At 72.2% G+C, this 25,562-nt stretch carries 13 protein-coding genes; 9 read left to right on the top strand and 4 right to left on the bottom strand.

Annotated elements, in window-relative coordinates; translation table 11 throughout:
- Positions 1 to 109: 109 nt before the first annotated feature.
- Positions 110 to 937, bottom strand: coding sequence for an AraC family transcriptional regulator (locus ABTZ54_RS02880; protein WP_351656349.1), 828 nt, complete (start codon positions 935 to 937; stop codon positions 110 to 112).
- Positions 938 to 1,014: 77 nt separating this feature from the next.
- Between ABTZ54_RS02880 and ABTZ54_RS02875 the strand changes: the two genes are divergently transcribed.
- A complete protein-coding gene (locus tag ABTZ54_RS02875; RefSeq protein ID WP_351656347.1) occupies positions 1,015 to 1,854 on the top strand; it encodes an alpha/beta fold hydrolase in 840 nt (279 codons plus the stop codon).
- Between the two features lie 222 nt (positions 1,855 to 2,076).
- Entirely contained in the window at positions 2,077 to 2,919 is an 843-nt protein-coding gene (locus tag ABTZ54_RS02870; RefSeq protein WP_351656344.1) for a hypothetical protein, read from the top strand.
- A 55-nt stretch (positions 2,920 to 2,974) separates the two neighbouring features.
- Here the strand turns inward: ABTZ54_RS02870 and ABTZ54_RS02865 are convergent, their stop codons facing one another.
- The gene (locus tag ABTZ54_RS02865; protein WP_351656342.1) at positions 2,975 to 3,472 is read right to left on the bottom strand and encodes a hypothetical protein; all 498 of its coding nucleotides are present in this window, start codon (positions 3,470 to 3,472) and stop codon (positions 2,975 to 2,977) included.
- A gap of 215 nt (positions 3,473 to 3,687) precedes the next feature.
- Between ABTZ54_RS02865 and ABTZ54_RS02860 the strand changes: the two genes are divergently transcribed.
- Positions 3,688 to 5,316, top strand: coding sequence for a multicopper oxidase family protein (locus tag ABTZ54_RS02860; protein ID WP_351656340.1), 1,629 nt, complete (start codon positions 3,688 to 3,690; stop codon positions 5,314 to 5,316).
- Here the strand turns inward: ABTZ54_RS02860 and ABTZ54_RS02855 are convergent, their stop codons facing one another.
- Positions 5,317 to 7,446: a LamG domain-containing protein gene (locus ABTZ54_RS02855; RefSeq protein ID WP_351656337.1), complete on the bottom strand. Its 2,130-nt coding sequence runs from the start codon at positions 7,444 to 7,446 to the stop codon at positions 5,317 to 5,319.
- Positions 7,447 to 7,577: 131 nt separating this feature from the next.
- A complete protein-coding gene (locus ABTZ54_RS02850; RefSeq protein ID WP_502997171.1) occupies positions 7,578 to 8,786 on the bottom strand; it encodes a CAP domain-containing protein in 1,209 nt (402 codons plus the stop codon).
- A gap of 932 nt (positions 8,787 to 9,718) precedes the next feature.
- On the opposite strand from ABTZ54_RS02850, the gene ABTZ54_RS02845 reads away from it, so the two are divergent.
- The 6 genes from ABTZ54_RS02845 (at position 9,719) to ABTZ54_RS02820 (ending at position 25,527) form a co-directional block, all read left to right on the top strand.
- Complete coding sequence (locus tag ABTZ54_RS02845) at positions 9,719 to 10,630, top strand: sterol desaturase family protein (protein ID WP_351656331.1); 912 nt, start codon at positions 9,719 to 9,721, stop codon at positions 10,628 to 10,630.
- Between the two features lie 79 nt (positions 10,631 to 10,709).
- Positions 10,710 to 20,030, top strand: coding sequence for a non-ribosomal peptide synthetase/type I polyketide synthase (locus tag ABTZ54_RS02840; protein ID WP_351656329.1), 9,321 nt, complete (start codon positions 10,710 to 10,712; stop codon positions 20,028 to 20,030).
- On the top strand, positions 20,017 to 21,738 hold the full coding sequence (locus ABTZ54_RS02835) for a phytoene desaturase family protein (protein ID WP_351656326.1): 1,722 nt from the start codon (positions 20,017 to 20,019) through the stop codon (positions 21,736 to 21,738). The genes ABTZ54_RS02840 and ABTZ54_RS02835 overlap by 14 nt, the downstream gene beginning before the upstream one ends.
- 11 nt (positions 21,739 to 21,749) lie before the next feature.
- Positions 21,750 to 23,393, top strand: a complete 1,644-nt coding sequence (locus ABTZ54_RS02830) for a phytoene desaturase family protein (RefSeq protein ID WP_351656464.1) — start codon at positions 21,750 to 21,752, stop codon at positions 23,391 to 23,393.
- On the top strand, positions 23,390 to 24,445 hold the full coding sequence (locus ABTZ54_RS02825) for an MDR family NADP-dependent oxidoreductase (RefSeq protein WP_351656323.1): 1,056 nt from the start codon (positions 23,390 to 23,392) through the stop codon (positions 24,443 to 24,445). Before ABTZ54_RS02830 ends, ABTZ54_RS02825 begins: the two co-directional genes overlap by 4 nt.
- Complete coding sequence (locus ABTZ54_RS02820; RefSeq protein WP_351656321.1) at positions 24,442 to 25,527, top strand: Rieske 2Fe-2S domain-containing protein; 1,086 nt, start codon at positions 24,442 to 24,444, stop codon at positions 25,525 to 25,527. Before ABTZ54_RS02825 ends, ABTZ54_RS02820 begins: the two co-directional genes overlap by 4 nt.
- Positions 25,528 to 25,562: the final 35 nt, after the last annotated feature.

Raw genomic sequence — 25,562 nt, 5'->3', positions numbered from 1 at the left:
CAGACCTTAGCGAACCGAGCTGACAGTGCAACCGACGGGTGAACCGCAACGAACCGATCACCCAGAACCACAAGATCCGCCGGACAGGCCGTAGGCCGCTCCCGGCCGTTCAGTTGGGCCACGCGATGTCGTCCACGGCCAGGAACGGTTCGGCGGACACCGTTGCGGGGGTTCTCCCCGTGTATGTCATCACGTCCCTGTGCAGGTGCGACTGGTCCGCGTAGCCGGATTCGGCCGCTACCCGGGCCGCGGGCACGCCTGCCAGCAGGCGGTGGGCCGCGTGGTCGAAGCGGATCAGTTTGATGGCCTGCTTGGGTGGCAGGCCGAGTTGTACGTGGAAGCGGGACCACAGGCGCTTGCGGGTCCAGCCGGTTTCGGTGGCCAGGGCGTCGACTCGGGTCCGGCCGTGTGTGGTGGCGATACGGTGCCAGGCCCAGGCGATCTCCTTGTCCACCGGACGCTGCGCCGCGTACCGGCGGGCGAGCAGCGCGTCGGTCAGGGCGAAGCGTTGCTGCCACGATGTCGTGTCCGCGAGTCGTTCGCGGATGCGGGGTGCTTCCCGGCCCCACAGGGCGTCCAAGGGGACGATGGCGCCGTCCAGGTCGGCGAGGGGGACGCCCAGGACGGCGCGGGCGATCACCGGGGACAGGCGTACTTGTACGCACTCGATGTTCTTCCCGCTCGCCTGGATCGCTCCCCTGGAACCGGCGCCCGTCCCGGCCGCCACGCATCCCTGCTGCCGCTCGCCGGAGGCCGATTCGACCACAGGTGAGCCCGCGCCGAACTCCAGGATCAGGGTCACGGCCGGATGCGGGACCATCCGGAGGGTGTCCAGTTCACGGATGCCGAAGCCGGCCATAGTGAGGCCGGGCACCCTGCTGGGCCGTTGCGGGCGCGCGATGTCCCACGCCGTCGCGCCGCGTGTGTAAGTCGGCATTCTTGGATGGTAGTTGAGGGCGAACCCGGGAACATTTGTTCAATCTCTGTGTGGGTGGGGGCGGTGACAGTGGGGGCATGACTGCTTCTGACTCCCGGCCTCTCTTGGGTGAGGCCGGCCTCCTATCGATAGATGACGGCGATATCTATGTGTGTCAGGGTGGGGTTGCTGACGGACCCGTCCTTCTCCTCATCCATGGGTCCGCCTCCTCCACCCGGTCCTGGGATGCTCTGGTCCCGCTCCTCGTCGGATCGCACCGTGTCATCCGTGTCGATCTCCTTGGGCACGGTCGGTCCGCCAAACCCGTCGACGCCAGCTACACGGTTCCTGAGCAGGCTCATCGGGTCGGTGCTGTGCTGGATCGGCTCGGGGTCGACCGTGTCGTGGTCGTCGGGCACTCCAGCGGTGGCGTCGTCGCCACCGCCCTCGCCTCGCAGCGGCCCGAGCTCGTGGCGGGGCTCGTGCTCATCGGCACCGGGCCCGGCCTGGACGCCTTCATCGCCCCGCAGACCGAACCGCTCGGGCTCTCGTCGTGGCCGCCGAGCGACGAGCAGCTGCGCCGGTTCGCCGGCACCGCCTTCAGCCGGGCCGGTTACCGGATCCCCTCGGAGATCCTCGATGATGTGCGGCGCATGAGCCCACACACGCTCGCGGCCGCCATGCAGGGCACCCTCGACTACCTGGCGCGTCAGGCCCTCCCCGAGCGCCTGACGCCGCTCGGCAAGCCGCTGCTCGTGCTCTTCGGCGAGGAGGATCGCAGGTGGCGGCCCTCCTCCGCCGCCGACTACCGCGTCGTACCGGGCGCGAAGGTCGAGTTGCTGGCCGGTCTCGGGCACTCGCCCATCCTCGAAGATCCTCCGCGGACCGCCGTCCCCCTGCTGGCCTTCGCCGCGCTCCACTCCGTACGCATGGACTGAAATGACACGTGTGAGGAGGAGAGGTGCCCTGCGCCTCCTCGTCTCCGCTCTCCGTCCTGCCCCCGGGACCGAGACGGGCCCTCCTCCGGCTCGCTGCCAAGTACGCACGTCTCTACGACTCCATGGTCGTCGACGACCACCCGCCGCCTTCCGCCCCAGCGCGTGGACACGGGGACGGCGTTGCTCTCGGGTGATGTCCCGCTGCCCGACTAGGGTCGGCCCGTGGGCCAGCCCGAGCAGCGCGCCGAAGGCGTGGGACCGTTCATCACCCGCCTCACCTGGCGGCCGCCCGGCGGCGGCACCGCCACCTGGGAGTCCCGGCCCGCCCGGCGCCGCGGGCTCATCGTCGTCCGTCCGCCCGGTGCGGGCGGTGGACGTCGTGCCAGGGCCGACAGTGCCGTCCTCGCCCGGCTGCGCAGGCTCAACGCCGTGGCCGCCACCGCCTTCGTCATCGGCGGGGCGCTCTTCGCGGCCGGTGCCGCCGTCGCCCAGTTCGGGTCCGGCGACGCCACCACCTGTGCCTCGATCTACTTCGCGGGCGGCCTGTTCTTCAACACCGGCGGATACGTGTCGCTGCTCCAGGTCGTCAACGCCCCGCGCCACGTGCCCGGAGGGGAAGGGGTCCTGGTCGCCCGACGGTGGCGGTGGTGGGCGTATGAACCGATGCGGGTCGACTGGCTGAGTGCCTTTGTCCTGTTCGCCGGCACCCTCGTGTTCGGTGTCGACCTGCTCGATTCCTTTCTCCAGGGCCTGAGCGTCCAGCAGGTCAACCGTCTGATCTGGGCTCCTGACGTGATCGGCTGCGTGCTCTTTCTGGTCTCCGGGCATCTCGCGTTCGTCGAGATCTGTCATGGACGGCCGTGCGTCCGGCGGCGTGATCTCGGCTGGTGGATCGTCGCCGTGAACCAGCTCGGCTCCGTCCTCTTCATGGTCTCGGCGCTTGCCGCCTTCACACGGCCCGCCACCGGCAGCCTGATCAATGCCGACATCTCCAATTGGGGGACGCTGATCGGCGCCCTCTGCTTCTCCGCGGGCGGCATCCTCCAGCATGTCGAACGCCCCTGACCCCGCCCCCGCTCGCAAGGAGAGCGGGGGCGGGGCCGCCATCAGCGATCAGCCATCAGCAGGGGCGGATGTGGTAGACCGGGGTCCAGGACGCGGTGCCCGTGCCCTTCGCCACGTGGGACCAGCGCTCGCTGCCGTCGCTGTTGTAGAAGCGGGCGCGGGTGCCGGGGGTCTGGTTGTTGTTGAAGGTGCCGTCGCCGATGCCGTCGAAGTCGTAGTAGCCACAGCGGTAGTAGTCGTAGTTGACGCCTCGGCCGTCCGTGATGCACAGGTGGCCTTCGTTGCAGGCGCGGGGCGCGCCTGCGGGCTGTCCGGGTACGGGGAGCGTGACGGTGGCGCCGGGGATCGCGAGGGTGTTCGCCGAGGTCTGGCGGGCCTGGGGGTCGCGGGCGAGAACGGCGTCCACCTGCCGCTGGAGCTCTCCCGCCTGCTGGTCGGTGAGGCCCGCCGCCCGTGCCTGCTCGATCGGGGCGGTCGGGGCGGTCGGAGTGGTCGGGGTCGCCGCGTAGGCGGACAGGGCGGGGCCCGCGAGCAGGGCCACGGCGGCGACCATCAATCCTGCGGACCGACGGAAATCAACACGCTTCAAGGTCTTCTCCCTGGGTGGGGTGTGCACCTCGTTCGAGGTAAGGCCACCCTTTCCAGCCCGGCGTCCCTTCAATGACCGGTGGCGAGGGTGCGCCACTCGGTGTGAGCGGGGTCGGCACCAGGGCGTCGTTGCGGCGCGCCATCCAGGATGATGGGCAGTTTGAACTACATTGCCCGGTTATGGGAAAAGGTGACGGGATCAGCCGTCGATCCGTACTGAAGGCCATCCCCGCCGCAGGTCTCGCGGTGGCGCCCGGCCTCATCCTCGCCCGGCCCGCGGTCGCGGCGCCGAAGTCCTTTCCGCAGCCCGCCGTGTCCGCCGTGTCCGCCGTGTCCGCCTCGCGAGCGGTGCCCGGCTCGGCGCGGGTGCTGGAGCAGACGCTGACCGTGCGGTACACGGACGTCTCCGTACCCGGGTTCGGGAAGGTCACCACGCGTACGTACAACGGGACGTTCCCGGGTCCGACGCTGCGGGTACGCGCGGGGGACACCGTGCGGCTGACGCACGTCAACGGCCTGCCGCCGAACCCGGACCACATGGGCCGCAGCAACACGCCGCACCACCCCAACAGCTTCAACGTGCACACCCACGGGATGCACGTCTGCCCGTCCGGGGAGGCCGACAACGTCCTGCGCGAGTTCGCGCCGCGCACCTCGGACGAGGTCGCCGCCGGTGCGCCGGAGCCCCGTTACACGACGACCATCCACGTACCGGCCGATCACCCCGCCGGAACCTACTGGTACCACCCGCACCTGCACGGATCCATCGCCGAGCAGATCGCCGGGGGCATGGCCGGGGTGATCGTCGTCGAAGGCGACGTCGACGACGTGCCCGAGATCAGGGCCGCCGACGATCTCGTCGTGTGCATCAACGAGCTCAAGGTCAAGGACGGCAAGGTCCCCGCCTTCACCTCCGGTGGCTGGGTGGCCGGCATCCCCTCCACCTTCACCGTCAACGGCACCGTCAACCCCACGCTCCGGCTGCGCCCGGGCCAGGTGCAGCGGTGGCGGCTGGTCGCGGCGACCGCGTTCTCCGCCCTGCGGCTCCAGGTCACCGGCGGCAGCGGGGGCAGCGGGGGCCTGAAGCTGCACCAGATCGCGCAGGACGGCGTCACGCTCACGAAGACCGTCGCCCTGGACCAGGTGGACCTGGCCATGGGCAACCGTGCCGACGTCCTGGTCCGGGGCGGCGCGCCCGGCCGGTACGAGCTGCGGGCCGACAAGGTGGCCGGGCCGCTGATGACGATCGAGGTCGCGGGAGAGCCCGTACAGCCGGCGATGGAACTGCCCACCTCCCTGCCGCCGGGCCGGCCGTTCCTCGACGAGAGGGACATCGCCAACCCCGACGCCGACCGGGAGGTAGTCTTCCACGCCGACTCCAATGTCTTCTCGGGGGCGTTCACCAACGCGTATCGCATCCTGGGCAGCAACCCCACCCCACCGGCGGACCCCAAGGGCGACCTCACCCGCGACCCCGCCTACGGCCTGTTCGACCCCGACTACACCAACCACACCCTGCGTCTCGGCATCGTCGAACGATGGACCGTCCGCACCGACGAGACCCTGCCGCCGCACCACCACCCGTTCCACCTGCACACCAACCAGGTCCTCCTCACCCACCGCAACGGCAAGCGGCTCGACCCGCCGGTCTGGCACGACACCATCGGCCTGGCCGGCGGCGCGCCCGGTGACTCCGCCACGTTCCTCGTCCGGTACGAGGACTTCACCGGGCGCGCCATCGCGCACTGTCATCAGCTCCAGCACGAGGACCTCGGCATGATGCAGACCGTCGAGTACGTCCGGGAGTGATCAGGCCGCCGGGGCCCTGAAGTGGCAGTTGGTGGAGATGGGCGAGGTGGTCGTGCCGTCGGTGGTGCGGACGCGCCAGCCGTACGCGTGGCCCGGGACGAGCCGCGGGACCGGGACGGAGACGGTGCCCTGGCCTCGGACCTTCGTGCTGGCCGAGCCCGCCTCGCCCATGGTGATCGGCTGCGGCTGGGTCTGGTCGGTGTTGTCCCAGATGGAGAACTCGGCCCAGACCTCCTTCGACGGGTCGGGGTGGGTGACCGTCGCCGTCAGGGTCGGGGTGAGGGTGGTGGCCGTGCCGTAGTCGGCGCCGAAGGGGTCGAGGTTCTGGTGGCAGCCCTGGGACAGCGGCTCACCCGGGACCTCGCGCAGCGCCGTGCTCCTGCCGGTCGGCGGCATCAGCCTGCCGGCGTACGCGGCGATCTGGTCGTCGCGCAGCGGGTAGTCGAACGCCGCCACGCGCTGCACGGAGCCGTTGAAGTAGGCGTTGTACGCGCCCTTCACCTTGTCCCGACCGACGACGAACGGACCCGTGGCGGCCCAGCGATCGGCCTCCGCGTGGACGGCCGTGGCCTTCTTCACGCCGTCGACGTAGAGGCTGACCGCGCCGGTGGTGGCGTCGTACACGCCCGTGAGGTGGGTCCATGTGCCGGTCGCGGCGGCGGGGGCGATGGCCTGGTCGACGCTCCACGTGGAGCTGTCGGCCTTCGGCAGGGCGAAGCGCCAGGTGCTGTCGCTCGCGTTGTACCAGAGCATCATGCCGCTGATCGTCGTGCCGTCCTGGGAGAGGACCACCGACGTGCCCGCGCCCGGGTTCACCTTCGCCCAGGCGGAGACGGTGAAGCTGTACGTGGTGTCCACGACGGGCCCTGACGCGGTGGCGGCGCCGGTGGCACCGTCCAGCGCGAGCGCCCCGCCGTGCTCGCCGGGTGCCCAGGAGGCGCCGCCGGTGAGCGTGCCGTCGAATCCGGCGGGGCTGCCGTCGAGCCGCCAGGACAGCTTCCCGCCGCCCTGGGTGTGACCGTACAGCGGGGTGTGGTCCGAGTAGCCGGTCGCGCCCGGCCTGCACGGGTCGGGGACCGTCACGGGCGTCGCTTCCGTGCAGGTCGGCTGGACCGCGAGCCGGTAGTCCGTCTGGTCCGCGAAGTCGGTCCGTGAGTCGCAGCCGGTGAAGCCGCCGGTGGCGAAGAGGTAGTCGATCTTCGAGGTCTGGTAACCGGCGTACGACAGGATCCCGCCGCTCGCGTCCTTCGTCACGCCGTCGAGCGTGAACTTGGTGGGCTCGTTGGAGGCGTCGCCGGGCCCGTACGCCCGCTGGTCACACTCCGACATCAGGCTGTAGAGCGGCTGGAGCCGGTCCTGGAGCCGGGTGTTGAAGTCACCACCGAGGACGACGGACGGGAACTTCCTCACCACGTCCGCGACCGTCGCGATCTGCTCGTCGTAGTACTGGTCGGCCTGCGCCTGCGTCAGCTTCAGCGGGACGGAGGCACCGAAGTTGGACACGTGCGTCGTGCAGACGTGGTTCTCCCAGCCGGCCACCTCCACGCACAGCACGGAGCCGCGCCCCATCGACAGGCCGAGCGGCGTGGTGAAGTCCGTCTCGGTCTTCCACGTCATCCGGCCCTTGACGCCGATGGCCACGCCCAGCGTGCCGGACAGCGCGCCTCGGCACTTCGAGCCCTGCTTGTCGATGAACTCGACTCCCGGCACATCCGGTTGGTACGTGTCGTCCGGGCGTGTGTCGCCCGCGAGCGCGAACGTCCAGTCGGAGCCCGGATCGTCGGCCTCCAGCTTCGCCTCCAGCGGGACCAGGTGGCTGACCGAGCACACCTCCTGGAGCATGACCACGTTGAGGTCGCGGTCCTTGACCAGCTGGGCGATGCCCTCGATCTTCTTGCCGGGCACGTTGCGGTACGGGCAGTAGCCGGCGTCCGAGGCGACCCGGCCGCCCGCCTCCCCGCAGATGTTCCAGGTCATCGCCCGGACCGACTCCCGGCTGGTGGCCGTACCGGCGGCGTCCCCGGGAATCGTCGTGACCGCGACGGCGGGCGCCGTCTGTCCCCCGACCAGGACGACTGCCGCGAGGACAGTCGCCATGACATGCAGCCCGTAGGCCGCGATTCTTCTCATGCGTCGTCTCTTACCGGCGGACCTTGGGGGGTCCGCTCCTCCCCCGCCCCGAGACCGGGGCAGTGGTCATGACTCTGCCATCCGCATACGCGCAGGTCGACGGCCCACCCGGCGTGACGGACCCCTCCGGGTCAGCGGGCGCCGAAGACCTGGGTCCAGTAGGGGCCGCCGGAGTCGTGGATGCCGATGCCGATCTCCTTGAAGTCGCAGTTGAGGATGTTCGCGCGGTGGCCGGGGCTGTTCATCCAGGCCTCCATGACCTGTTCGGGGCCGCTCTGCCCCTTCGCGATGTTCTCGCCGTACGTGGACCAGGGGTATCCGGCGGCCGTCACACGGTCGCCGGGGCCGGCACCGTCGGGGTTGGTGTGGTCGAAGAAGTCACGGGCGGCCATGTCGTCGGAGTGGCCCTGGGCCGCCCGGGTGAGGGTGGCGTTGGCGGTCAGGGCGCCGCAACCGGCCTTGGCGCGCTCGGCGTTCACCAGGGCGATGACCTGGTCTGCCGCCGAGGACTGGCCGGTGTCCTTACGGGTGCCACGGGCCGGGCCTTGGTCGGTGCCCTGGGCGGGGGCGGTCTTCGGCGCGGTGCCGGTCGTGGCGGTGGACGCGGGAGCGGTGGAGCGCTTCGGGGCAGGGGGCGCCGTGGTGGGCCGGGGGGCCTTGCCCGGTGCGGTGGTGGACGTCGTGCCGGGGGTCTGCGTCGCGGAAGCCGAAGCGGACGTGGAGGTGGAGGTGGAGGTGGAGGTGGTGGACGGCGGGGCGGTGAGGGTGCCGGGTTCGTTCGCCAGCGGGAGGTCGAGGCCCCCGGCCGCTGCCCGGTTGGCTCCTTCGTCGCCGCCACGGCCGGCGTTCAGCGTGAACGCGCCGCCGGTGACCGCGACGACGGCCAGGCCTGCCGCGACCACCGCGCGGCGGCGGTTGCGGTCGTCCGCCTGGCGACGGCGCCGAAGGTCGGCCCTGGTGCCGCGCCGCCCGGCGGCAGCGGTGGGGCGGGGGCTCGCGTCGGAGGGAACGGCCGTGAACGTCTCGGTCGGGGCGAGGGCGTCGGCCGCGCCGGGTCGGCCTGGGGCGCCGCCTGTCGAGAAGTCCCGGCCGACCGGGCCCTGGGCGGCTGCCGCGTACACGGGCGGCGTGACGTCGGCCGCCGTCACGACGAACCCGGTGGCGCAGTGCCCGCAGTGCGCGGTGTGCCGGGCCAGTTGATCGCGCCAGACGGCGCCGGGGTGTCCGTCCCAGGTGGCGGCCTGCTCGTCGAGGGCCGGGCAGCGGGGGGTGCGGGCGAGGGCGGTGGTCACCGATCGGGCGGCCTCCAGGCGTACGCGTACCGCGTCGAGGCGCAGCATCGTGTCCTGCGGGGACCAGTTCAGCGCCGCCGCCGTCTCGTATCGGCCGAGGATTCCCTCCTGCTCCAGGGACCAGAGGGCCGCCAGTACGGCGTCCTCGATGTCGAGCCAGCGCAGGGCGTCGGACGGGGCCGTGGAAGCGGTGGTCTGAACGGGGAGGCCGGCCGCGTGGGCGAGGGTGGTCGCCACGCCGATGCCGACGAGCCAGGGGCGGAAGGCGTCCGGCGACGGGAGGGTCCCCAGCGCGAACTCCGCACGGCCCAGCGTCTCGCGCACGATCGCGTGCACGGCGGCGTCCGCGCCGCGGCGGCCGTCGAGGGCGCGGGCGGCGAGCGCGTGGACGAGGGGCCGGCAGGCGCCGATCAACTGCTCCCGCGCCCACGGGGCGCCGTACTGCGCCCCCCGTATCAGCTCCGCATCCGTCTGCTGCTCGAAACCCGTGGTCCGCTGCACGCCGTCCGCCCTTCGCTTGCCTCGTGTGGAGATCCTTGTGGAGGGGAGAGCCGCCGCCCAGGGCCTGGACAACGGAAAAGCGGAGTCCAGAGTCGTGACGTGCGCCACACGGGTCGGCCTGGGCGCCGTTTTCGGGCGTTTCCCTTCCCTGGCCACTCCCCCGGGGCTGCGCCGCTCGGTCGCGAGTCAACGCCTTGCAAAGGGCTGCCGGGCGGCCCGTCCGCCCTCCCCGCGCGCGACGGCCGGTGGCGGTGGCCGCTTCCTGGAGCCGCTGAATCGTTGCTGCCGCGATCCGGCCGACGTGAATCGGCCTCCCGCAATAGGGCCGCGATTATCGCCGTAAAGCATCTCTTCCTATCAGTCGGATTACGGCGACCCCCTTCGCGCACTGGCCAGAAAGCATCGTTGAGGAATCAACGGGCGCCCGCACCCGCTGCTAGTGTTCAGTCCCTCATTCGGACGCGATGGAGATTCTCCGTATGGAAAATCGACCCGAGATGGGGTCACTGCCGGCGAAATCGTGGGCCATGGGGACTTCCTTGCGCGGGGTTCTCCGATGCGCCGCATACCCGGCCCTGGCGCTCTCCGCGGTCTGGCTGTTCGCCTCGACCCTGCGCTACGGCTGGGACCGCGGGCAGGCCGTGCAGGTCTTCCTGGTCGCCGTCATCCTCTATCTCGCGGCGCTGGAACGACTGATCCCCCATCGTGCCGACTGGCATCCGAGCGGTCGCGAACTCTGCTGGTACGCGGCCTACTTCGTGTTCACCATGGCGGGAGCCGTGCTCGCCCAGACGGTGGTCGCGGTCGTCGTCGCGGCGGCCGCGAGAGGAGGGCTGAGGCTGGGGCTCGCGCTGTGGGTGCAGATTCCCCTGGCCCTGCTGGCCTCCTCGCTGGCCGGGTACCTGGCGCACCGGCTCGCACACACCCACCGGTGGCTCTGGAAGGTCCATGGAATTCACCATGTTCCGCAGAAGGTGAATGTCGCCAACAACGGCGTCAATCACGTATTGGACGTCGCATTCAAACAGGGCGCGGTCCAACTGAGTCTCGGACTGCTCGGATTCTCCGCCGACTGCCTTTTCGCGGTGGCGCTCTTCACCATTGTCCAAGGGTATTTCGTGCATGCGAACATCGAGGTCCGCCTCGGTCCTTTCAACCATGTCCTGGCCAGCCCCGAACAGCATCGGCTGCACCACAGTGCCGACGTGGCCGAGGCCGGGCACTTCGGCGTCGACCTCTCGGTCTGGGACCGGCTCTTCGGCAGCTTCACCTGGCGGCCGGACCGTCAGCCGGCCGTGGTGGGCGTCCAGGATCCGGCCTCGTTCCCGGAGACCGGGGCGGTGCTCGGCGGCCTGCTCCACCCCTGGCGCCGCCCCACGCGCACCGCGTAGCCCCGTGCCGTACGGGCGACGCGCCCGAAACCGCCCCCGCCTGGCCCGTACCGAGGCGCCATCACCTCCGGATTGGATCATGACCGACTCACCCAACGCCGCCCTCCGTGACAAGGTCGCCATCATCGGCATCGGCTGCCGCCTCCCCGGACACGCGGGTGACCACCGGGCCTTCTGGCGGAACCTGATCGAGGGGCGGGACTGTCTCGTCCCCACCCCGGCGGACCGGTACGACACCACCACGCTCGGCAGCCGGGACAGGGCCAAGCCGGGCCGGCTGATCGGTGGCCGGGGCGGGTACATCGACGGCTTCGACGAGTTCGACCCCCATTTCTTCGGCATCAGCCCGCGCGAGGCGGAACACATGGACCCGCAGCAGCGCAAGCTGCTGGAGGTCTCCTGGGAGGCGCTGGAAGACGGCGGGCAGAAGCCCGGTGAACTGGCCGGACGGAACGTCGGGGTGTTCGTCGGCGCCTTCACGCTGGACTACAAGATCCTTCAGTTCGCCGACCTCGGCTTCGAGACCCTGGCCGCGCACACCGCCACCGGCACCATGATGACGATGGTGTCGAACCGCATCTCGCACTGCTTCGACTTCCGGGGGCCCAGCCTCTCCATCGACACCGCGTGCAGTTCCTCCCTGGTCGCGGTCCACCTGGCCTGTCAGAGCCTGCTGCGCGGCGAGAGCGAACTGGCCCTGGCCGGTGGCACCCTGCTGCACCTGGCGCCGCAGTACACGATCGCCGAGACCAAGGGCGGCTTCCTCTCCCCCGACGGGCGCTCGCGGGCCTTCGACGCCTCCGCCGACGGCTATGTGCGCGCCGAGGGCGTCGGCGTCGTGGCGCTCAAGCGCCTCTCGGACGCCCTGCGCGACGGCGACCCGGTGCACGCGGTGGTGATCGGCAGCGGGGTCAACCAGGACGGGCGTACCAACGGCATCACGGTGCCCAGTGCCGACGCCCAGGCCATGCTGATCGAGCGGGTGTGCGCCGAGGCGGGAGTGGCGCCGGGCAGCCTCCAGTACGTCGAGGCGCACGGCACCTCGACGCCGGTCGGCGACCCGATCGAGGCGGAGGCGCTCGGCCGGGTCCTGGGCATCGGCCGGGCGCCGGGGGCCCGTTGCTACGTCGGCTCGGTCAAGACCAACATCGGGCACACCGAGTCCGCCGCCGGAGTGGCCGGACTGATCAAGACGGCGCTCGCCCTCCGGCACCGCCGCATCCCGCCGCACCTGAACCTGGAACGCCCCAACCCCGCCATCGACTTCGCGGCGCTGCCGTTCGAGATCCCGACCGCCGCGGTCGACTGGCCGGAGCACGAAGGCCCCGCCCGGGCGGGCGTCAACTCCTTCGGCTTCGGCGGCACCAACGCGCACGTCCTGCTGGAGGAGGCGCCGCCGCGCCAGGAGGAGACGCGGAGCGAGGCAGGCCACGCCCCGGCCCACTCCGTGCTTCCGTTGAGCGCCCGCCACGCGGCGGGGCTCGCCGAACTGGCCGGTGGCATCCGGCGGGAGCTCGCCGCCGGGGTGCCGCTCGCGGATCTCGGGCACACCCTCGCGCACCGCCGCCAGCGCTTCGAGGAACGGCTGGCCGTCGTCCACTCCTCCCGCGAGTCCCTGGACGAGGCGCTGGCCGCCTGCGAGCGCGGCGAGCCCCACCCCCGGGCGGTACGGGGCCGCCGACGGGAGGCCGGGGAGCGGCGCCTTGTCTGGGTGTTCACCGGCATGGGGCCGCAGTGGTGGGGCATGGGACGTCAGCTGCTCGACGCGGAGCCGGTCTACCGGGCCGCGGTGGAGCGCTGCGACCGGGAGATCCGCCGGCAGGCAGGCTGGTCGCTGCTCGACGAACTGACCCGGCCCGAGCCGGAGTCCCGGATGGCCGAGACCTGGCTCGCCCAGCCCGCCAACTTCGCCGTCCAGGCGGGTCTCGCGGCGCTCTGGGAGCACTACGGGGTGCGGCCCGACGCGGTGGTCGGGCACAGCACCGGCGAGATCGCGGCCTTCTATCAGGCCGGGGTGTACGGGCTTGAGGACGCGGTACGGGTGGCGCTGGGGCGCAGCAGCCTTCAGCACCGGCTCGCCGGAACGGGGGCCATGCTGGCGGCGAACCTGCCCGAGGAGGAGGCCGAGCGGCTCGTCCTCCCGTACCGGGACCGGGTCTCGGTGGCCGCCGTGAACAGTCCGGCCTCGGTGACGCTCTCCGGGGACCGCGACACCCTCCGCGAACTCGCCGACCGGCTGGGCCGGGACCAGGTCTTCACCCGGTTCCTCGACGTGGAAGTGCCGTACCACAGCGTGCGGATGGACCCGATCCGCGACGAGCTGCACGAGGCGCTGGCCGGGATCGAGCCGCGTCCGGCGACGCTCCCGCTGTACCTGACGGCCCGGGACGGACGGGCGCACGGGCCCGAGCTCGACGCCGGCTACTGGTGGGAGAACGTCCGGCAGCCCGTCCGGTTCCGTTCGGCGGTCGACCGGCTCGTCGACGACGGGTACAGCCTCTTCCTGGAGCTCGGCCCGCACCCGGTCCTCGGCCACTCGATCCGGGAGTGCCTGGACGGCCGTGGCGCGGACGGGCTGACGCTGCCTTCGATCTGCCGCCGGGAGGACGAACCCGAGCGGTTCGCCCGCTCGTTGGCCGAGCTCCACACGCTCGGCGTCGAGGTGGACTGGACGGTGCTCCAGCCCGAGGGGCGGCCCGTACCGCTGCCCCGCTACCCGTGGCAGCGGGACCGGTACTGGGTCGAGCCCCGGCCGGTGGAGCAGATCCGCCTCGGCCGGCTCGACCATCCGCTGCTCGGCCGCCGCACCGCCTCGCTCCAGCCGACCTGGGAGAGCCGCCTCGACACCGAGCGGCTGGCGTACCTGGCCGACCATCGCATCGAGGGGAGTACGGTCTTCCCGGCCGCCGGGTACCTGGAGATGGCCGCCCAGGCGGTGCGCGCGATGACCGGCGGCGCGCTCGCCACCCTGGCCGACGTGGAGTTCTCCCGGGCCCTGTTCCTGCCCGAGGGCGAGTCCGCCACCGTCCAGCTCTCCTTCTCGCCGGAGGGGGCCGGGTTCACCATCGCCTCCACGGCGGACGCCGGAGCCGGGGGCGCGGAGCTCGTCGTCCATGCGAGCGGAGTCGTACGGACCGGCCAGCCGCGCCGGGTCGCGGGACCGCTGGACGCCGATTCCGTCCGTGCCCGCGGTGGGCGCCGTCTCGACCGGGCCGAGTGTTACGCGGAGCTGGCGGCGCTCGGCTATCAGTACGGCCCGGCCTTCCAGGCCATCGACGAGGTGTGGACCGGGCCCGGCCAGGCGCTGGCCCTGATCCGTCCCACGGCGGAGATCGGCGGCGACGCGGCGGGCTGTCACGCGCATCCCGTGCTGCTGGACGCCTGCTTCCAGACCATGCTGACCGCGGTGTCGGCGGACGGCGACCGGTCCGGTGGCATCCGCCTGCCGGTCGCGATCGAGGAGGTGCGCCTGGACCCGGTCGGGGACCGGGCGCTGTGGGCGCACGCCACCGTCACCGAGCAGAACGACGCGGAACTGGTCGGCGACATCGCCCTGTACGCCGAGGACGGGACTCCGCTCGGCGCGATCACCGGCTTCCGCGCGGCGGCGGTGGATCGCGTGGCCTCCGCGGTGAAGCTCAGCACCATCGACGGCTGGCTGGCCGAGGTCGGCTGGGAGGAGCAGGGCGCGGAGGGGGCGGAGGAGGCGCCGGCGGAAGTGACGGTGACGGAGGCGCCGGTCCCCGACCTGCTGCTGTTCGCCGACGCGGACGGCCTCGCCGATCGGCTGGCCGAGCTGGTCGGGGAGCGTGGCGGGCGGTGCCGGCTCGTGCGTCCCGGCCTCCGCTACCGGCGCGGTGCGCGGTACACGACCGTCCGGCCGGACTCGGCCGCCGATCTGCGGAGGCTGTTCGCGGACCTCGACCCGTCGATCCGGACCGTGGTCCATCTGTGGAACCTGGACCTGCCGCCACTGGACGCGGTCGCCCCGGAGGATCTCGCCGGGATCGGCACCATCGGCGCCTTCTCCCTGGTGCCGCTCGCGCAGGTGCTGCCCGAGGCGCGGCCGGACGGGCGGCTGCACATCGTCACGCGGGGCGCCCAGGCCGTCCGGCCCGGCGATCCGGTGGAGCCGTTCGGCGCGCCCGCCTGGGGCATCGGCCGGGTCCTCTGGCAGCAGGAACTCGTCGGTCACAGTGGCAAGCTGATCGACCTCGGTCCGGTCGCGGGACCGGCTTCCGGGTCGGCGGCGGAAGCCGAGGCACTGCTGGGCGAGCTGGCGGCCGACGACGGCGAGGGCGAGGTCGCTCTGCGGGACGGCCGCCGTCATGTCAGCCGACTGCGCCCGCCCGCCGGGCTCACCCGCCCGTTGCCGCTGCGGCTGCGCGCGGACGGCGGCTATCTGGTCACGGGCGCGTTCGGGGCGCTCGGGCGCCTGCTCTGCCGCACCTTGGTCCGGCGTGGTGCCCGGCGCCTGATCCTGCTCGGCCGCACCGCCGTGCCCGAGCGCGGCGACTGGCCCGGGATCGATCCGGCGAGCCCCGCCGGGCAGCGGATCGCGTTCCTGCGGGAGCTCGAAGCCCTGGGTGCCGAGGTGCTGGTCGCGGCAGTCGACGTGACCGACCGGGCGGCGATGGAGCGCTGGCTGGCCGAGCGGAGGAGCGGCGGGCTGCCGCCGGTGCGGGGTGTGTTCCACCTCGCCGGGCAGGTACGGGACGTACTGCTGCCGTCGCTGGACCGTGCGGCGTTCGACGCGGGCTACGGGCCGAAGGTGCACGGCGGGTACTTCCTGCACCGGCTGCTGTGCGAGGAGCCGGTGGAGCACTTCGTGCTGTTCGCGTCGGTCGCCTCGCTGCTGACGACGGCGGGTCAGGTCAACTACGCCGCGGGCAACGCCTTCCTGGACGCGCTCGCGCACCGCCGTCGTGCGGAGGGCCTGCCCGCGCTCAGCCTGGACTGGGGGCCGTGGGCCACCGGCATGATCGAGGAGCTCGGTCTCGTCGCCCACTACCGGGACGCCCGGGGCATGAGCTCGCTCGCGCCGGAGACCGGGATGGCGGTCCTGGAGCGGGTGATCGGTCAGGACCGGGCCCAGTTGCTCGTCGCCACGGTGACGGACTGGCCGGTGTTCCTCTCCTGGTACCCGACGCCGCCGCGGCTGGTGTCGGGTCTCGCGGCCGCCGCCGCGCGGGCGACCCCGACCGGGCAGGGCGGCAGCCTCCTGGACACGTACCGCCGCTCCGACGAGCCGGCGCGCGTGGCGCTGGTGGCCGAGCGTTTCGCGGCGCTGGCCGCGGGCGTGCTCCGGGTGGCTCCGGAGCTGGTCGACGCGGACAGCCGTCTCGGCTCCCTCGGTCTCGACTCGCTGCTCGCGATGGAACTGCGGGCCCGGGTCCACACCGAACTCGGTGTCTCGCTGCCGGTGGTGGCGCTGCTCAGCAACGGGCCGGTCGGTGAGCTGACGGACCGGCTCCACGCGGGTCTCGCCGAGCTGTTGTCGGCCGACGGAGTCGCGCAGGAGGCGGCGGTGGAGCTGTTCACCGACGAGCACTGCCACCCGCTCACCCACAACCAGCAGGCCCTGTGGTTCCTGCGGCAGCTGAACCCGGACGGTTTCGCGTACAACATCGGCGGCGCGGTGGAGGTCCGTGCCGAGCTCGACCCGGAGCTGCTGTTCGAGGCGTTCCGGACGCTGATCGCGCGGCACCCGAGCCTGCGGGCCGCCGTCACCACCGAGGCCGGCCGTCCCGTGCAGCGCGTCCGGAGCGAGGTCCGCGCCGACACCGGCCTGTTCGACGTCGAGGGCCGACCGTGGGAAGAGGTCCGCGCGCTGCTGGTCGGGGAGTACCGCAAGCCGTACGACCTGGCGGCCGATCCCCTGGTCCGGCTGCGGCTGTTCCGGCGCGCGCCGGACCGCTGGGTCGTCATGAAGGCCGTCCACCACATCGTGTCGGACGCGATCTCGACGTTCACCTTCATCGAGGAGCTGTTCGAGGTCTACCACGGTCTGCGCACGGGCAGGCCCGTGGAGCTCGCCCCGGTGCCGGCCCGCTACCTCGACTTCCTCAACCGGCAGAACCGCTTCCTGGCCGGGCCCGAGGCACGGCGGATGCTGGAGTACTGGCGCGGCCATCTGCCGGACGAGGTCCCGGCACTCGACCTGCCCACCGACCGGCCGCGCCCGCCGGTGCAGACCGACAACGGGGCCTCCGAGTTCTTCCTGCTGGACGAGGAGCTCAGCGCCCGGGTGCACGCGCTGTCCCGGGAGCACAACGTCACCGTGTACATGGTGCTGCTCACCGCGTACTACCTGCTGCTGCACCGCTGGTCGGGCCAGGACGAGATCGTGGTCGGCAGCCCTGTCACCGGGCGGACCGAGGAGGAGTTCGCCTCCGTCTACGGCTACTTCGTCAATCCGCTGCCCCTGCATGTCAGCCTGGCCGGTGAGCCGACGGTGTCCGAGCTCCTCGGCCGGGTGCGGGACACGGTCCTCGGCGGGCTCGACAACCAGGAGTACCCGTTCGTGCTGCTCGTCGAGCAGTTGGGCCTCCAGCACGACCCGAGCCGCTCGGCGGTCTTCCAGGCGATGTTCATCCTGCTCACCCACAAGGTGGCCACGGAACGCCTGGGCTACGAGCTGGAGTACATCGAACTCCCGGAGGAAGAGGGGCAGTTCGACGTCACGCTGTCCGCGTACGAGGACCGCTCGGACGGGCGCTTCCACTGTGTGCTCAAGTACAACACCGACCTGTTCGACGCGCGGACGGTCCGGCGGATGTCCGAGCACTACCGCAATCTTCTCGACGGGCTCACCCGCGCGCCCGCCGAGCGCCCGGCCGGCCGGCTGCCGATGCTCGGCGCCGGGGAGCGGGAGCGGATCGTCGCGGAGTTCAGCGGCGCCGCCCGCAGGATCGACCACGACGTCCCGGTGCACGAACTGATCGGGAAGATCGCCGCCCAGTGCCCGGAGGCGGTCGCCGTGTCCGTCCCCGGCGGGCGGCGGCTCGGCTACCGGGAGCTGGAGCGCCGCTCCCGGCGCATGGCGGCCGCGCTGCGCGAGCTCGGCGTCGGGGACGGCACCGTGGTGGCGCTCTGCCTGGACAAGTCCCCGGAGCTGGTGACCGCCCTGCTGGCGGTGGTCCGGGCGGGCGGCGCGTATCTGCCGCTGGATCCGGAGCATCCGGCCGAGCGGCTGGCCGAGCTGATGACCCACGCGGGCGCTGGGCTCGTCCTGACCGACCGGCACCGGGAGGGGGCCTCCCGGCTGCCCGGCCGGGCGGTGACCCTCGACGAGCTGGACCGGCCGGAGCTCGACGCCCGGCCGGAGCCCGTCGTGGGCCTCGACCAGGCCGCGTACGTGATCCACACCTCCGGTTCCACCGGCCGCCCCAAGGCCGTGCGGGTCAGCCACCGCAACCTCGCCTCGGTGTTCGTGGCCTGGCAGTCGGAGTACCGGCTGGACACCGAGGCCCGGGTCCATCTGCAGATGGCGGGCGTCTCCTTCGACGTCTTCACCGGCGACGTGGTCCGGGCCCTGTGTTCCGGCGGCACCCTGGTGCTTGTCGACCGCGACCTGCTGTTCGACACCGCGCGGCTGTACCGGACCATGCGGTCCGAGGGCGTCGACTGCGGCGAGTTCGTCCCGTCCGTGGCGCGCGCCCTGCTGGCGTACTGCGAGCGGGAGGGTCTGGGCCTGGACTTCATGCGGCTGCTGATCGTCGGCTCGGACGCGTGGAAGGCGGGCGAGCACCAGCGGCTCAAGGCCCTGTGCGGTCCGGGCACGCGGGTGGTCAACTCGTACGGCCTCACCGAGGGCACCATCGACAGCGCCTGCTTCGAGGGCCCCACCGGCCACCTGGAGGCGGGCCGGATGGTGCCGATCGGCCGGCCGCTGCCCAACAGCGAGGTGTACGTCCTCGACCGGCACGGCGAGCCCGTGCCCCCGGGGGTGACCGGCGAGCTGTGGATCGGCGGCGCCGGGGTCGCCGACGGGTACCTCGGCGAGCCGGAGCGGACGGCGGAGCGCTTCGTCACCCGCACGCCGGGCCGCGAACCCGTACGGCTGTACCGGACGGGCGACCTCGGTCACTGGGACGCCGACGGTGTGCTGCACCTCGTCGGCCGGGCCGACGGGCAGGTCAAGGTCCGCGGCCACCGGATCGAGACCGGCGAGATCGAGGCCCGGCTCGCCGCCCGGCCCGAGCTCGCCCAGGTGTGCGTCACCGTACGGCGGGACGAGACCGGCGAGAACCTGCTGTGCGCCTACTGCGTGCCCGCCGAGGGCGCCGGGCTCGACGCCAGGGAGCTGCGCCGCCACCTCGCGGAGCAACTGCCCACGTATCTGATCCCGGCGCACTTCACCGAGCTGACCGCCCTGCCGCTCACCGCGAACGGCAAGGTCGACCTCGCCGCGCTGCCGGAGCCCCGCGCCGAGTCCGGGCCGGACCGGCACGAGCCGCCGGTGACGCTGTACGAGCGGCGGATGGCCGCGCACTGGCAGGCCCTGCTCGGGCTCGAACGGCCGGGTCTGCGGGACGACTTCTTCGAGGCGGGCGGCAGCTCGATCAAGCTGATCGAGCTGATCCACCACCTGCGGACCGAGTTCAACGCGGCCGTCCCGGTCGGCGCGCTGTTCCGGACGAGCACCCTGCACGGCATGGCCCGCACGCTGGAGGACGTCGTCACCGGACGGCTCCCGGGCGCCGAGCCGTACCTCTGGTTCAACCCCGGCGCGGACCGGGACCGTACGATCCTCTGCCTGCCACCGGCGGGTGGCCACGGTCTTGTCTACCGGGAGCTCGCGGCCCGGATCCCGGAGTACCGCTTCGCCGCGCTCAACTACCTCTCCGGCACGGACAAGGCCGCCCGCTACGCGGATCTGGCCGAGGAGCTCCGGCCGGAAGGCCCGTACACCCTGTTCGGCTACTCGCTCGGCGGCAACCTGGCCTTCGAGATCGCCGAGGAGCTGGAGCGGCGGGGCCGTGTGGTGAGCGCGGTGGTCATCATGGACTCGTACCGGATCACGGAGGCGGTCACCCTAGGCGAGGAGCATCTGGCCGAGTTCGAGCGGGAGTTGGCCGGGCATCTGCTGCGGCACACCGGGTCCGAGATCGTGGCGCGGGAGACCGTGGAGCAGGCCCGGGAGTACCTGGCGCACTGCGGTGCCCATCCCGCCTCGGGCGTGCTCCGCGCCCCGATCGTGGTGATCTCGGACCAGGACAAGCTGCGGCACTTCGCGGCGGGCGAGCCCGGCAGCTGGCACAGCGCTTCCGCCGCCGGGTGCGCGCTGCACCAGGGGCACGGGCCGCACGCCGAGATGCTGGACGGAGCCTTCCTCGACGCCAACGCCGAGCTGGTCCGGACGCTGCTCGCGGGAGGTGCCCCGCATGGCGGCGCGTGACACCGGGCCCCGGTGGGACGCCCGGCCCCCCGGCGGCACGCCGCGCGTCATCATCATCGGCGCGGGCATGTCAGGTCTGGCCGCCGGCTGCTACGCGCAGATGAGCGGTCTGGAGAGCCGGGTCTTCGAGAAGCACGTCCTGCCGGGCGGCTGCTGTACCGCCTGGGCCCGGCAGGGCTATCTCTTCGACTACTGCATCGACTGGCTGATCGGCACCGCGCCGGGCACCGGGGCGAACGACGTCTGGCGTGAGCTCGGGGCGCTGGACGGCAAGCGGATCACGTTGTTCGACCAGTTCAACCGGGTCGTCGACGAGCATGGCAGGTCGGTCACCTTCTACAACGACCCCGACCGGCTCCAGCGCCACCTCCTGGAGATCTCGCCCGCCGACGCCCGGCTGATCCGGGCGTTCTGCCGGGACCTGCGGCGCTTCGCCGCCCTCGATCCGCGCTGGGAGCTGAAGCCGCCGCCGCTGAAGTCGGCGGCGGAGAAGGCACGGACGCTGCTCGGGATCCTGCCCGCGTTCCGTCTGTACTGGCGTACGGCCGCCACCCCGATGCGCCGCTTCGCCGACCGCTTCGAGGACCCGCTGCTGCGGCAGGCGTTCCCGAACATGTTCCTCCAGGAGCTGACCGGGTTCCCCCTGCTCCCGTACCTCTTCACGATGTCCTGCGCGTTCAACGGCAACGCCGGTTTCCCGGAGGGCGGTTCGCTGGGGCTCGCGCGGTCGGTCGAGGAGCGGTACGCCGGGCTCGGCGGGCGCGTCGACTACCGCGCCCGGGTGGAACGCGTCCTCGTCGAGGACGGGCGCGCCGTCGGCGTACGGCTGCGCGACGGGCAGGAGCACTTCGCCGACCATGTGATCGCCGCCTGCGACGGGCCTACGGTCCTGGACCGGCTGCTGGAGGGGCGGTGGACCAGCCCGCGGACCGACCGCCTCTACCGCGAGCTGCTGGACAGCCCGGACAACCTGTACCCGGCGGTGGTGTCCGCGTTCGTCGGCCTGGACGGGCCCCTGCCGGCCGGTGAACCGCACAGCACCACGTACCTGCTCGGCCCGGAGCAGGGGGCCGCGCTGCCGGGCTGCCTCCAGAACAGCCTGGTGGTCCAGCGGCGTTCGGATTACGCGGGCGGCTTCGCGCCGGCCGGGAAGTCGGTCCTGCACTGCACGTACTTCACCGACCACCGGTCCTGGCAGGAGCTGCGTACGGCCGACCGCGGGGCGTACCGGGCACGCAAGCGGGAGGTCGTCGGCTTCGTCCGCCGGTTCCTCGCCGAGCGGCACCCGGGCATCGAGGAGCGGATCGAGCTCGTCGACGTGGCCACCCCCGCCACCACGGAGCGGTACACCGGCAACACCTACGGGAGCATCCTCGCCTGGAAGGCGTTCTCGGAGGCCGACGACGTGTCGACGGCGCTGGTCAACCGGGACCGGATGCGGCTGCCGGGCCTGAGCGGCTTCTCGATGGCCGGGCAGTGGACGGGCATGGGCGGCCTGATCCGGGCGGCCACCAGCGGCCGCTACGCCGTCCAGTACCTCTGCGACGAGCTGGGGCTCGATTTCCGGGCCTGGCCGAGCGAGGGGACCGGACCCTGGCATCCCGGGAAGCTGGGCCGGCTGCCGCAGCTCGAACCGCGAAGGACCGACCGAGGGACCGGACCGGGGACCGACCGAAGGACCGCCCGGAAGGCGACGGTGGCCGAATGACCAGAAGGACGATGCTGATCGTCGGCGGGGGGCTCGGCGGCCTGTCCACCGGCTGCTACGCCCAGATGAACGGCTACCGCAGCAGGGTGCTGGAGATGCACGACATCCCCGGTGGTTCCTGCACCTCCTGGGACCGGGGCGACTTCACCCTGGACTCGTGCGTCAGCTGGCTGCTGGGCAGCGGCCCCGGCAACGAGATGCACCAGATCTGGCTGGAGCTCGGCGCCCTCCAGGGCAAGCGGATGCGCAACTTCGACGTCTTCAACACCGTACGCGGCCGGGACGGCCGGGCGGTCCACTTCTACTCCGACCCGGACCGTCTCCAGGCCCATCTGCTCAGCCTCTCGCCCGCCGACGCCCGGCCGATCCGGGACTTCTGCGACGGACTGCGCACCTTCCGCCGGGCCCTGGCCCGCTACCCGTTCCTCACCCCGGTCGGGCTGATGGGCCGGCGGGAGCGCTGGCGGATGCTGGCGTCGTTCGTCCCGTACTTCAACGTGATCCGTCGCTCCCTGACCGTCCTGATGCGGGACTACTCCCAGCGGTTCAGGGATCCCCTGCTGCGCGAGGCGTTCAACTTCATCCTGTACGAGAAGCACCCCAACTTCCCGGTCCTGCCGTTCTACTTCCAGCTCGCCGCGCACGCCGGGCAGTCGGCCGGAGTGCCGGAGGGCGGCTCGCTGGGCCTGGCCCGGTCGATCGAGGAGCGGTACCGCGGGCTCGGCGGGGAGATCACGTACAACGCCAAGGTCGTGGAGATCCTGGTCGAGGAGGACCGGGCGGTCGGGGTCCGGCTCAGCGACGGGAGCGAGCTGCGGGCCGACATCGTGGTCTCCGCCTGCGACGGCCGCACCACCCTGATGGAGCTGCTCAAGGGCCGGTACCTCACCGACGCCTACCGCGAGCTGTACACCAGGACCATCACCGAGCCGGGCATGGTCTTCCCCGGCTATCTGACCGTCTTCCTCGGTCTGCGCCGCGCCTTCCCGGAGGGCGCGCCCTGCACGACCCATCTGCTGGACGAGGAGTTCGCGGCCCGGCTCACCGGGATCCGGCACCCCAGCATCAACGTGCAGTTCCGCAGCCGCCACTACCCCGAACTGTCTCCCCCGGGCACCTCCGTCGTGTACGCCACGTACTTCTGCGACATCGCGCCCTGGCGGGAGCTGAGCACCGGCCCGGAGCAGGCCACGCGGCTGCGGCGCGGCGAGGAGCTGCACACGCTGCCGGTCGGCCGCGGGCGCGAGTACCAGCGGGCCAAGCGGCAGGTGCGGGACGCGATCACGGACTTCCTCGACCAGCGGTACCCGGGGCTGAGGGACGCCATCGTGGTCCGGGACGTCTCGACCCCGCTCACCCAGGTCCGCTACACCGGCAACCACGACGGCACGGTGCTCGGCTGGCAGCCGTTCGTGGCAAGCGGCGAGACCGTGGAGCAGGAGGTCAAGCGCCATGGGCCCGGCCTGCCCGGGCTCTCCGGCTTCTACCTCTCCGGGGTCTGGGCCACCACCGGCGGCCTGATCAGGGCCGCCGCGTCCGGGCGGCACGTCATGCACTTCGTCTGCCGTGACGACGGCCGGCCGTTCACCGCCTCCGTCGACCACGGCGCCCCCCTCCCCGTCCAGATCATCGAACCGGCAGGAGCAACCCCTTGAAGACCGAGAAGTGGATCGTCAGCGAGCACAACGACGGTGTCCCGGACGTGGACCGGATGTACGTGAAGGTGGTGGAGGACCTCGACACCGACCTGGCGGAGGACGAGATGCTCCTGCGCACCCGGTACGTCTCCGTCGACCCGTACCTCCAGGGCATCGCCCTCGACACCCCGGTCGGCGACCACATGGGCGCGGACTCGATCATGGAGGTGCTGGCGGCGGGACCGCGCGCCAGGTTCGCCGTGGGCGACCTGGTCCAGGGCTTCGGCGGCTGGCGCACGCACCTGGTCAGCACCGGTGCGCCCGCGCTGTGGCAGACCGGGACCTTCCCGATGGTGTTCCCCGCCTACCGCCGGCTTGACCCGGGCCACTACGACGACGCGCTGCCGCTGAGCACGGCGCTCGGCGTCCTTGGCGGTGCGGGCATGACCGCCTGGGGCACCCTCAACCGGTTCATGACCATCCGGCCCGGCGACACTCTGGTGATCAGCGGGGCGTCCGGCGCGATCGGCACGCTGGTCGGCCAGTTGGCCAAGCGCTCGGGCGCGCGGGTGGTCGGCACCACCGGATCGCCGGAGAAGGCGACCCGGCTGACGGCCCTCGGCTTCGACGCGGTCGTCCTGTTCCAGCACGGCGGGGACGCCGCCCAGCTCCGCGAGGATCTCGCCAAGGCGGCGCCCGGCGGGGTCGACAAGTACTTCGACAACCTCGGCGGGGTCCTCACCGACACCGTGTTCCCGATGCTCAACGTGGACAGCCAGGTCGCGGTCTGCTGGCAGTGGGCCAGCCAGGTCGGCGGCGAGTGGACCGGGCCGCGCCTGCTGCCGTACATCATGTTCCCGCGCACCACGATTCGCGGGATCTTCGCGCTGGAGTGGTTCACCGACGAGAACTGGGCCGCCCTGCACGCCGAGATCGGCCCGCTGGTCCGGGGTGGGGACGTCCGGTACCAGCAGACCGTGCACCGGGGCTTCGACAGCATCCCCGCCGCCTACCGCAGCCTGTACACCGACCGGGCGGCATCCTTCGGCAAGGTGCTGGTCGAGCTGTGAGCCGTCCGCACACCCGGCCCTTCACCGAGGGACCGAGCCCGGCCGACGCGCACGCGCCGACCCTCCCGTACCCCGACGGCTGGTTCGCGGTGGCCTTCTCCTCGGAGCTGGTGCCGGGCACGGTGCTGACCCGGCCGCTCCAGGGCGAGGACGTGGTCCTCTACCGGCTCCGCGACGGCGGCGTCCGGGCGGTCCGCCCGTACTGTCCGCACCTGGGGGCCCACCTCGGGCTCGGCTCGGTGGAGGGCGACGACCTGCTCTGTCCCTTCCACCGCTTCGCCTTCGGCCCCGACGGCTCCTGCGTGCGTACGGGGTACGGTACGCCTCCCCCGCCGTCGTCCGGCCTCACGCTGCTGCCGGTACGCGAGGTCAACGACGCCGTCTTCGTCTGGCGGCACCATGACGGGCGGGCACCGGACTGGGAGCTCCCGGCCTGGCACACCCTCGGCACGCGGGCCCCCCGCGTCGCCACCTGGGAGATGGCGGGGCACAGCCAGGACGTGGTCGAGAACGCGGTGGACCTCGGGCACTTCACGCCGCTGCACGGCTGGGGCGAGTCCGAGGTCGCCGAACCCGCCGTGTTCGAGGGCCGCAGCTTCCGGGTGTCGGTGCGTTCGCGCGAGCGGGTGCCGCTGCTGGGCGAGAGCCCGCTGGAGGTGACGCTGGAGGGCTGCGGCATCAGCCGCGTCCACGTGTGCACCGCGCTGCCGAGGTTCGGGGTGCGCACTTGTGCCATGTACGCGGCCACGATGATCACGCCCAGCGCCTTCCAGCTCCGGCAGGCGAGCTACCTCGACGTGGCCGAGCCGGGCGCGCTTCCGGCGCCGGTGGCCCGGTGGGTGAGCCGGTCGGTGACGCGGCTGCTGGGCGGGGTGATGTTCCGGGGGAACTGCGAGTTCGTGGCCCAGGACTTCCCGGTGTGGGCGACCAAGCGGTATCAGTCGCCGCCTCGGCTGGCCCGGGGGGACGGGCCGATCGGGCCGTTTCGGCAGTGGGCTCGGCAGTTCTATGCGGCGGATCCTTTGCGGGCGCAGGTGCCGTCGTCGGCCGTGCGTGCGGTGGAGGGGAGCAGGGTGAACTGAGGGGGCTGGGGTGTGTCGTGCGGCCGGGTTGGGGC

It is taken from the genome of Streptomyces sp. NPDC094032 (assembly GCF_040303965.1).
Lineage (GTDB): Bacteria > Actinomycetota > Actinomycetes > Streptomycetales > Streptomycetaceae > Streptomyces.
This window is presented reverse-complemented; position numbering and strand designations above follow the sequence as displayed.

Bases quoted from the DNA above. Each gene is read 5' to 3' on its own strand.
- ABTZ54_RS02860 (WP_351656340.1), top strand. From the start codon at position 3,688: ATGGGAAAAGGTGACGGGATCAGCCGTCGATCCGTACTGAAGGCCATC.
- ABTZ54_RS02830 (WP_351656464.1), top strand. From the start codon at position 21,750: ATGCTGATCGTCGGCGGGGGGCTCGGCGGCCTGTCCACCGGCTGCTAC.
- ABTZ54_RS02850 (WP_502997171.1), bottom strand. From the start codon at position 8,786: ATGCTGCGCCTCGACGCGGTACGCGTACGCCTGGAGGCCGCCCGATCG.
- ABTZ54_RS02840 (WP_351656329.1), top strand. From the start codon at position 10,710: ATGACCGACTCACCCAACGCCGCCCTCCGTGACAAGGTCGCCATCATC.
- ABTZ54_RS02845 (WP_351656331.1), top strand. From the start codon at position 9,719: ATGGAAAATCGACCCGAGATGGGGTCACTGCCGGCGAAATCGTGGGCC.
- ABTZ54_RS02880 (WP_351656349.1), bottom strand. From the start codon at position 937: ATGCCGACTTACACACGCGGCGCGACGGCGTGGGACATCGCGCGCCCG.
- ABTZ54_RS02865 (WP_351656342.1), bottom strand. From the start codon at position 3,472: ATGGTCGCCGCCGTGGCCCTGCTCGCGGGCCCCGCCCTGTCCGCCTAC.
- ABTZ54_RS02875 (WP_351656347.1), top strand. From the start codon at position 1,015: ATGACTGCTTCTGACTCCCGGCCTCTCTTGGGTGAGGCCGGCCTCCTA.
- ABTZ54_RS02835 (WP_351656326.1), top strand. From the start codon at position 20,017: ATGGCGGCGCGTGACACCGGGCCCCGGTGGGACGCCCGGCCCCCCGGC.
- ABTZ54_RS02855 (WP_351656337.1), bottom strand. From the start codon at position 7,446: ATGAGAAGAATCGCGGCCTACGGGCTGCATGTCATGGCGACTGTCCTC.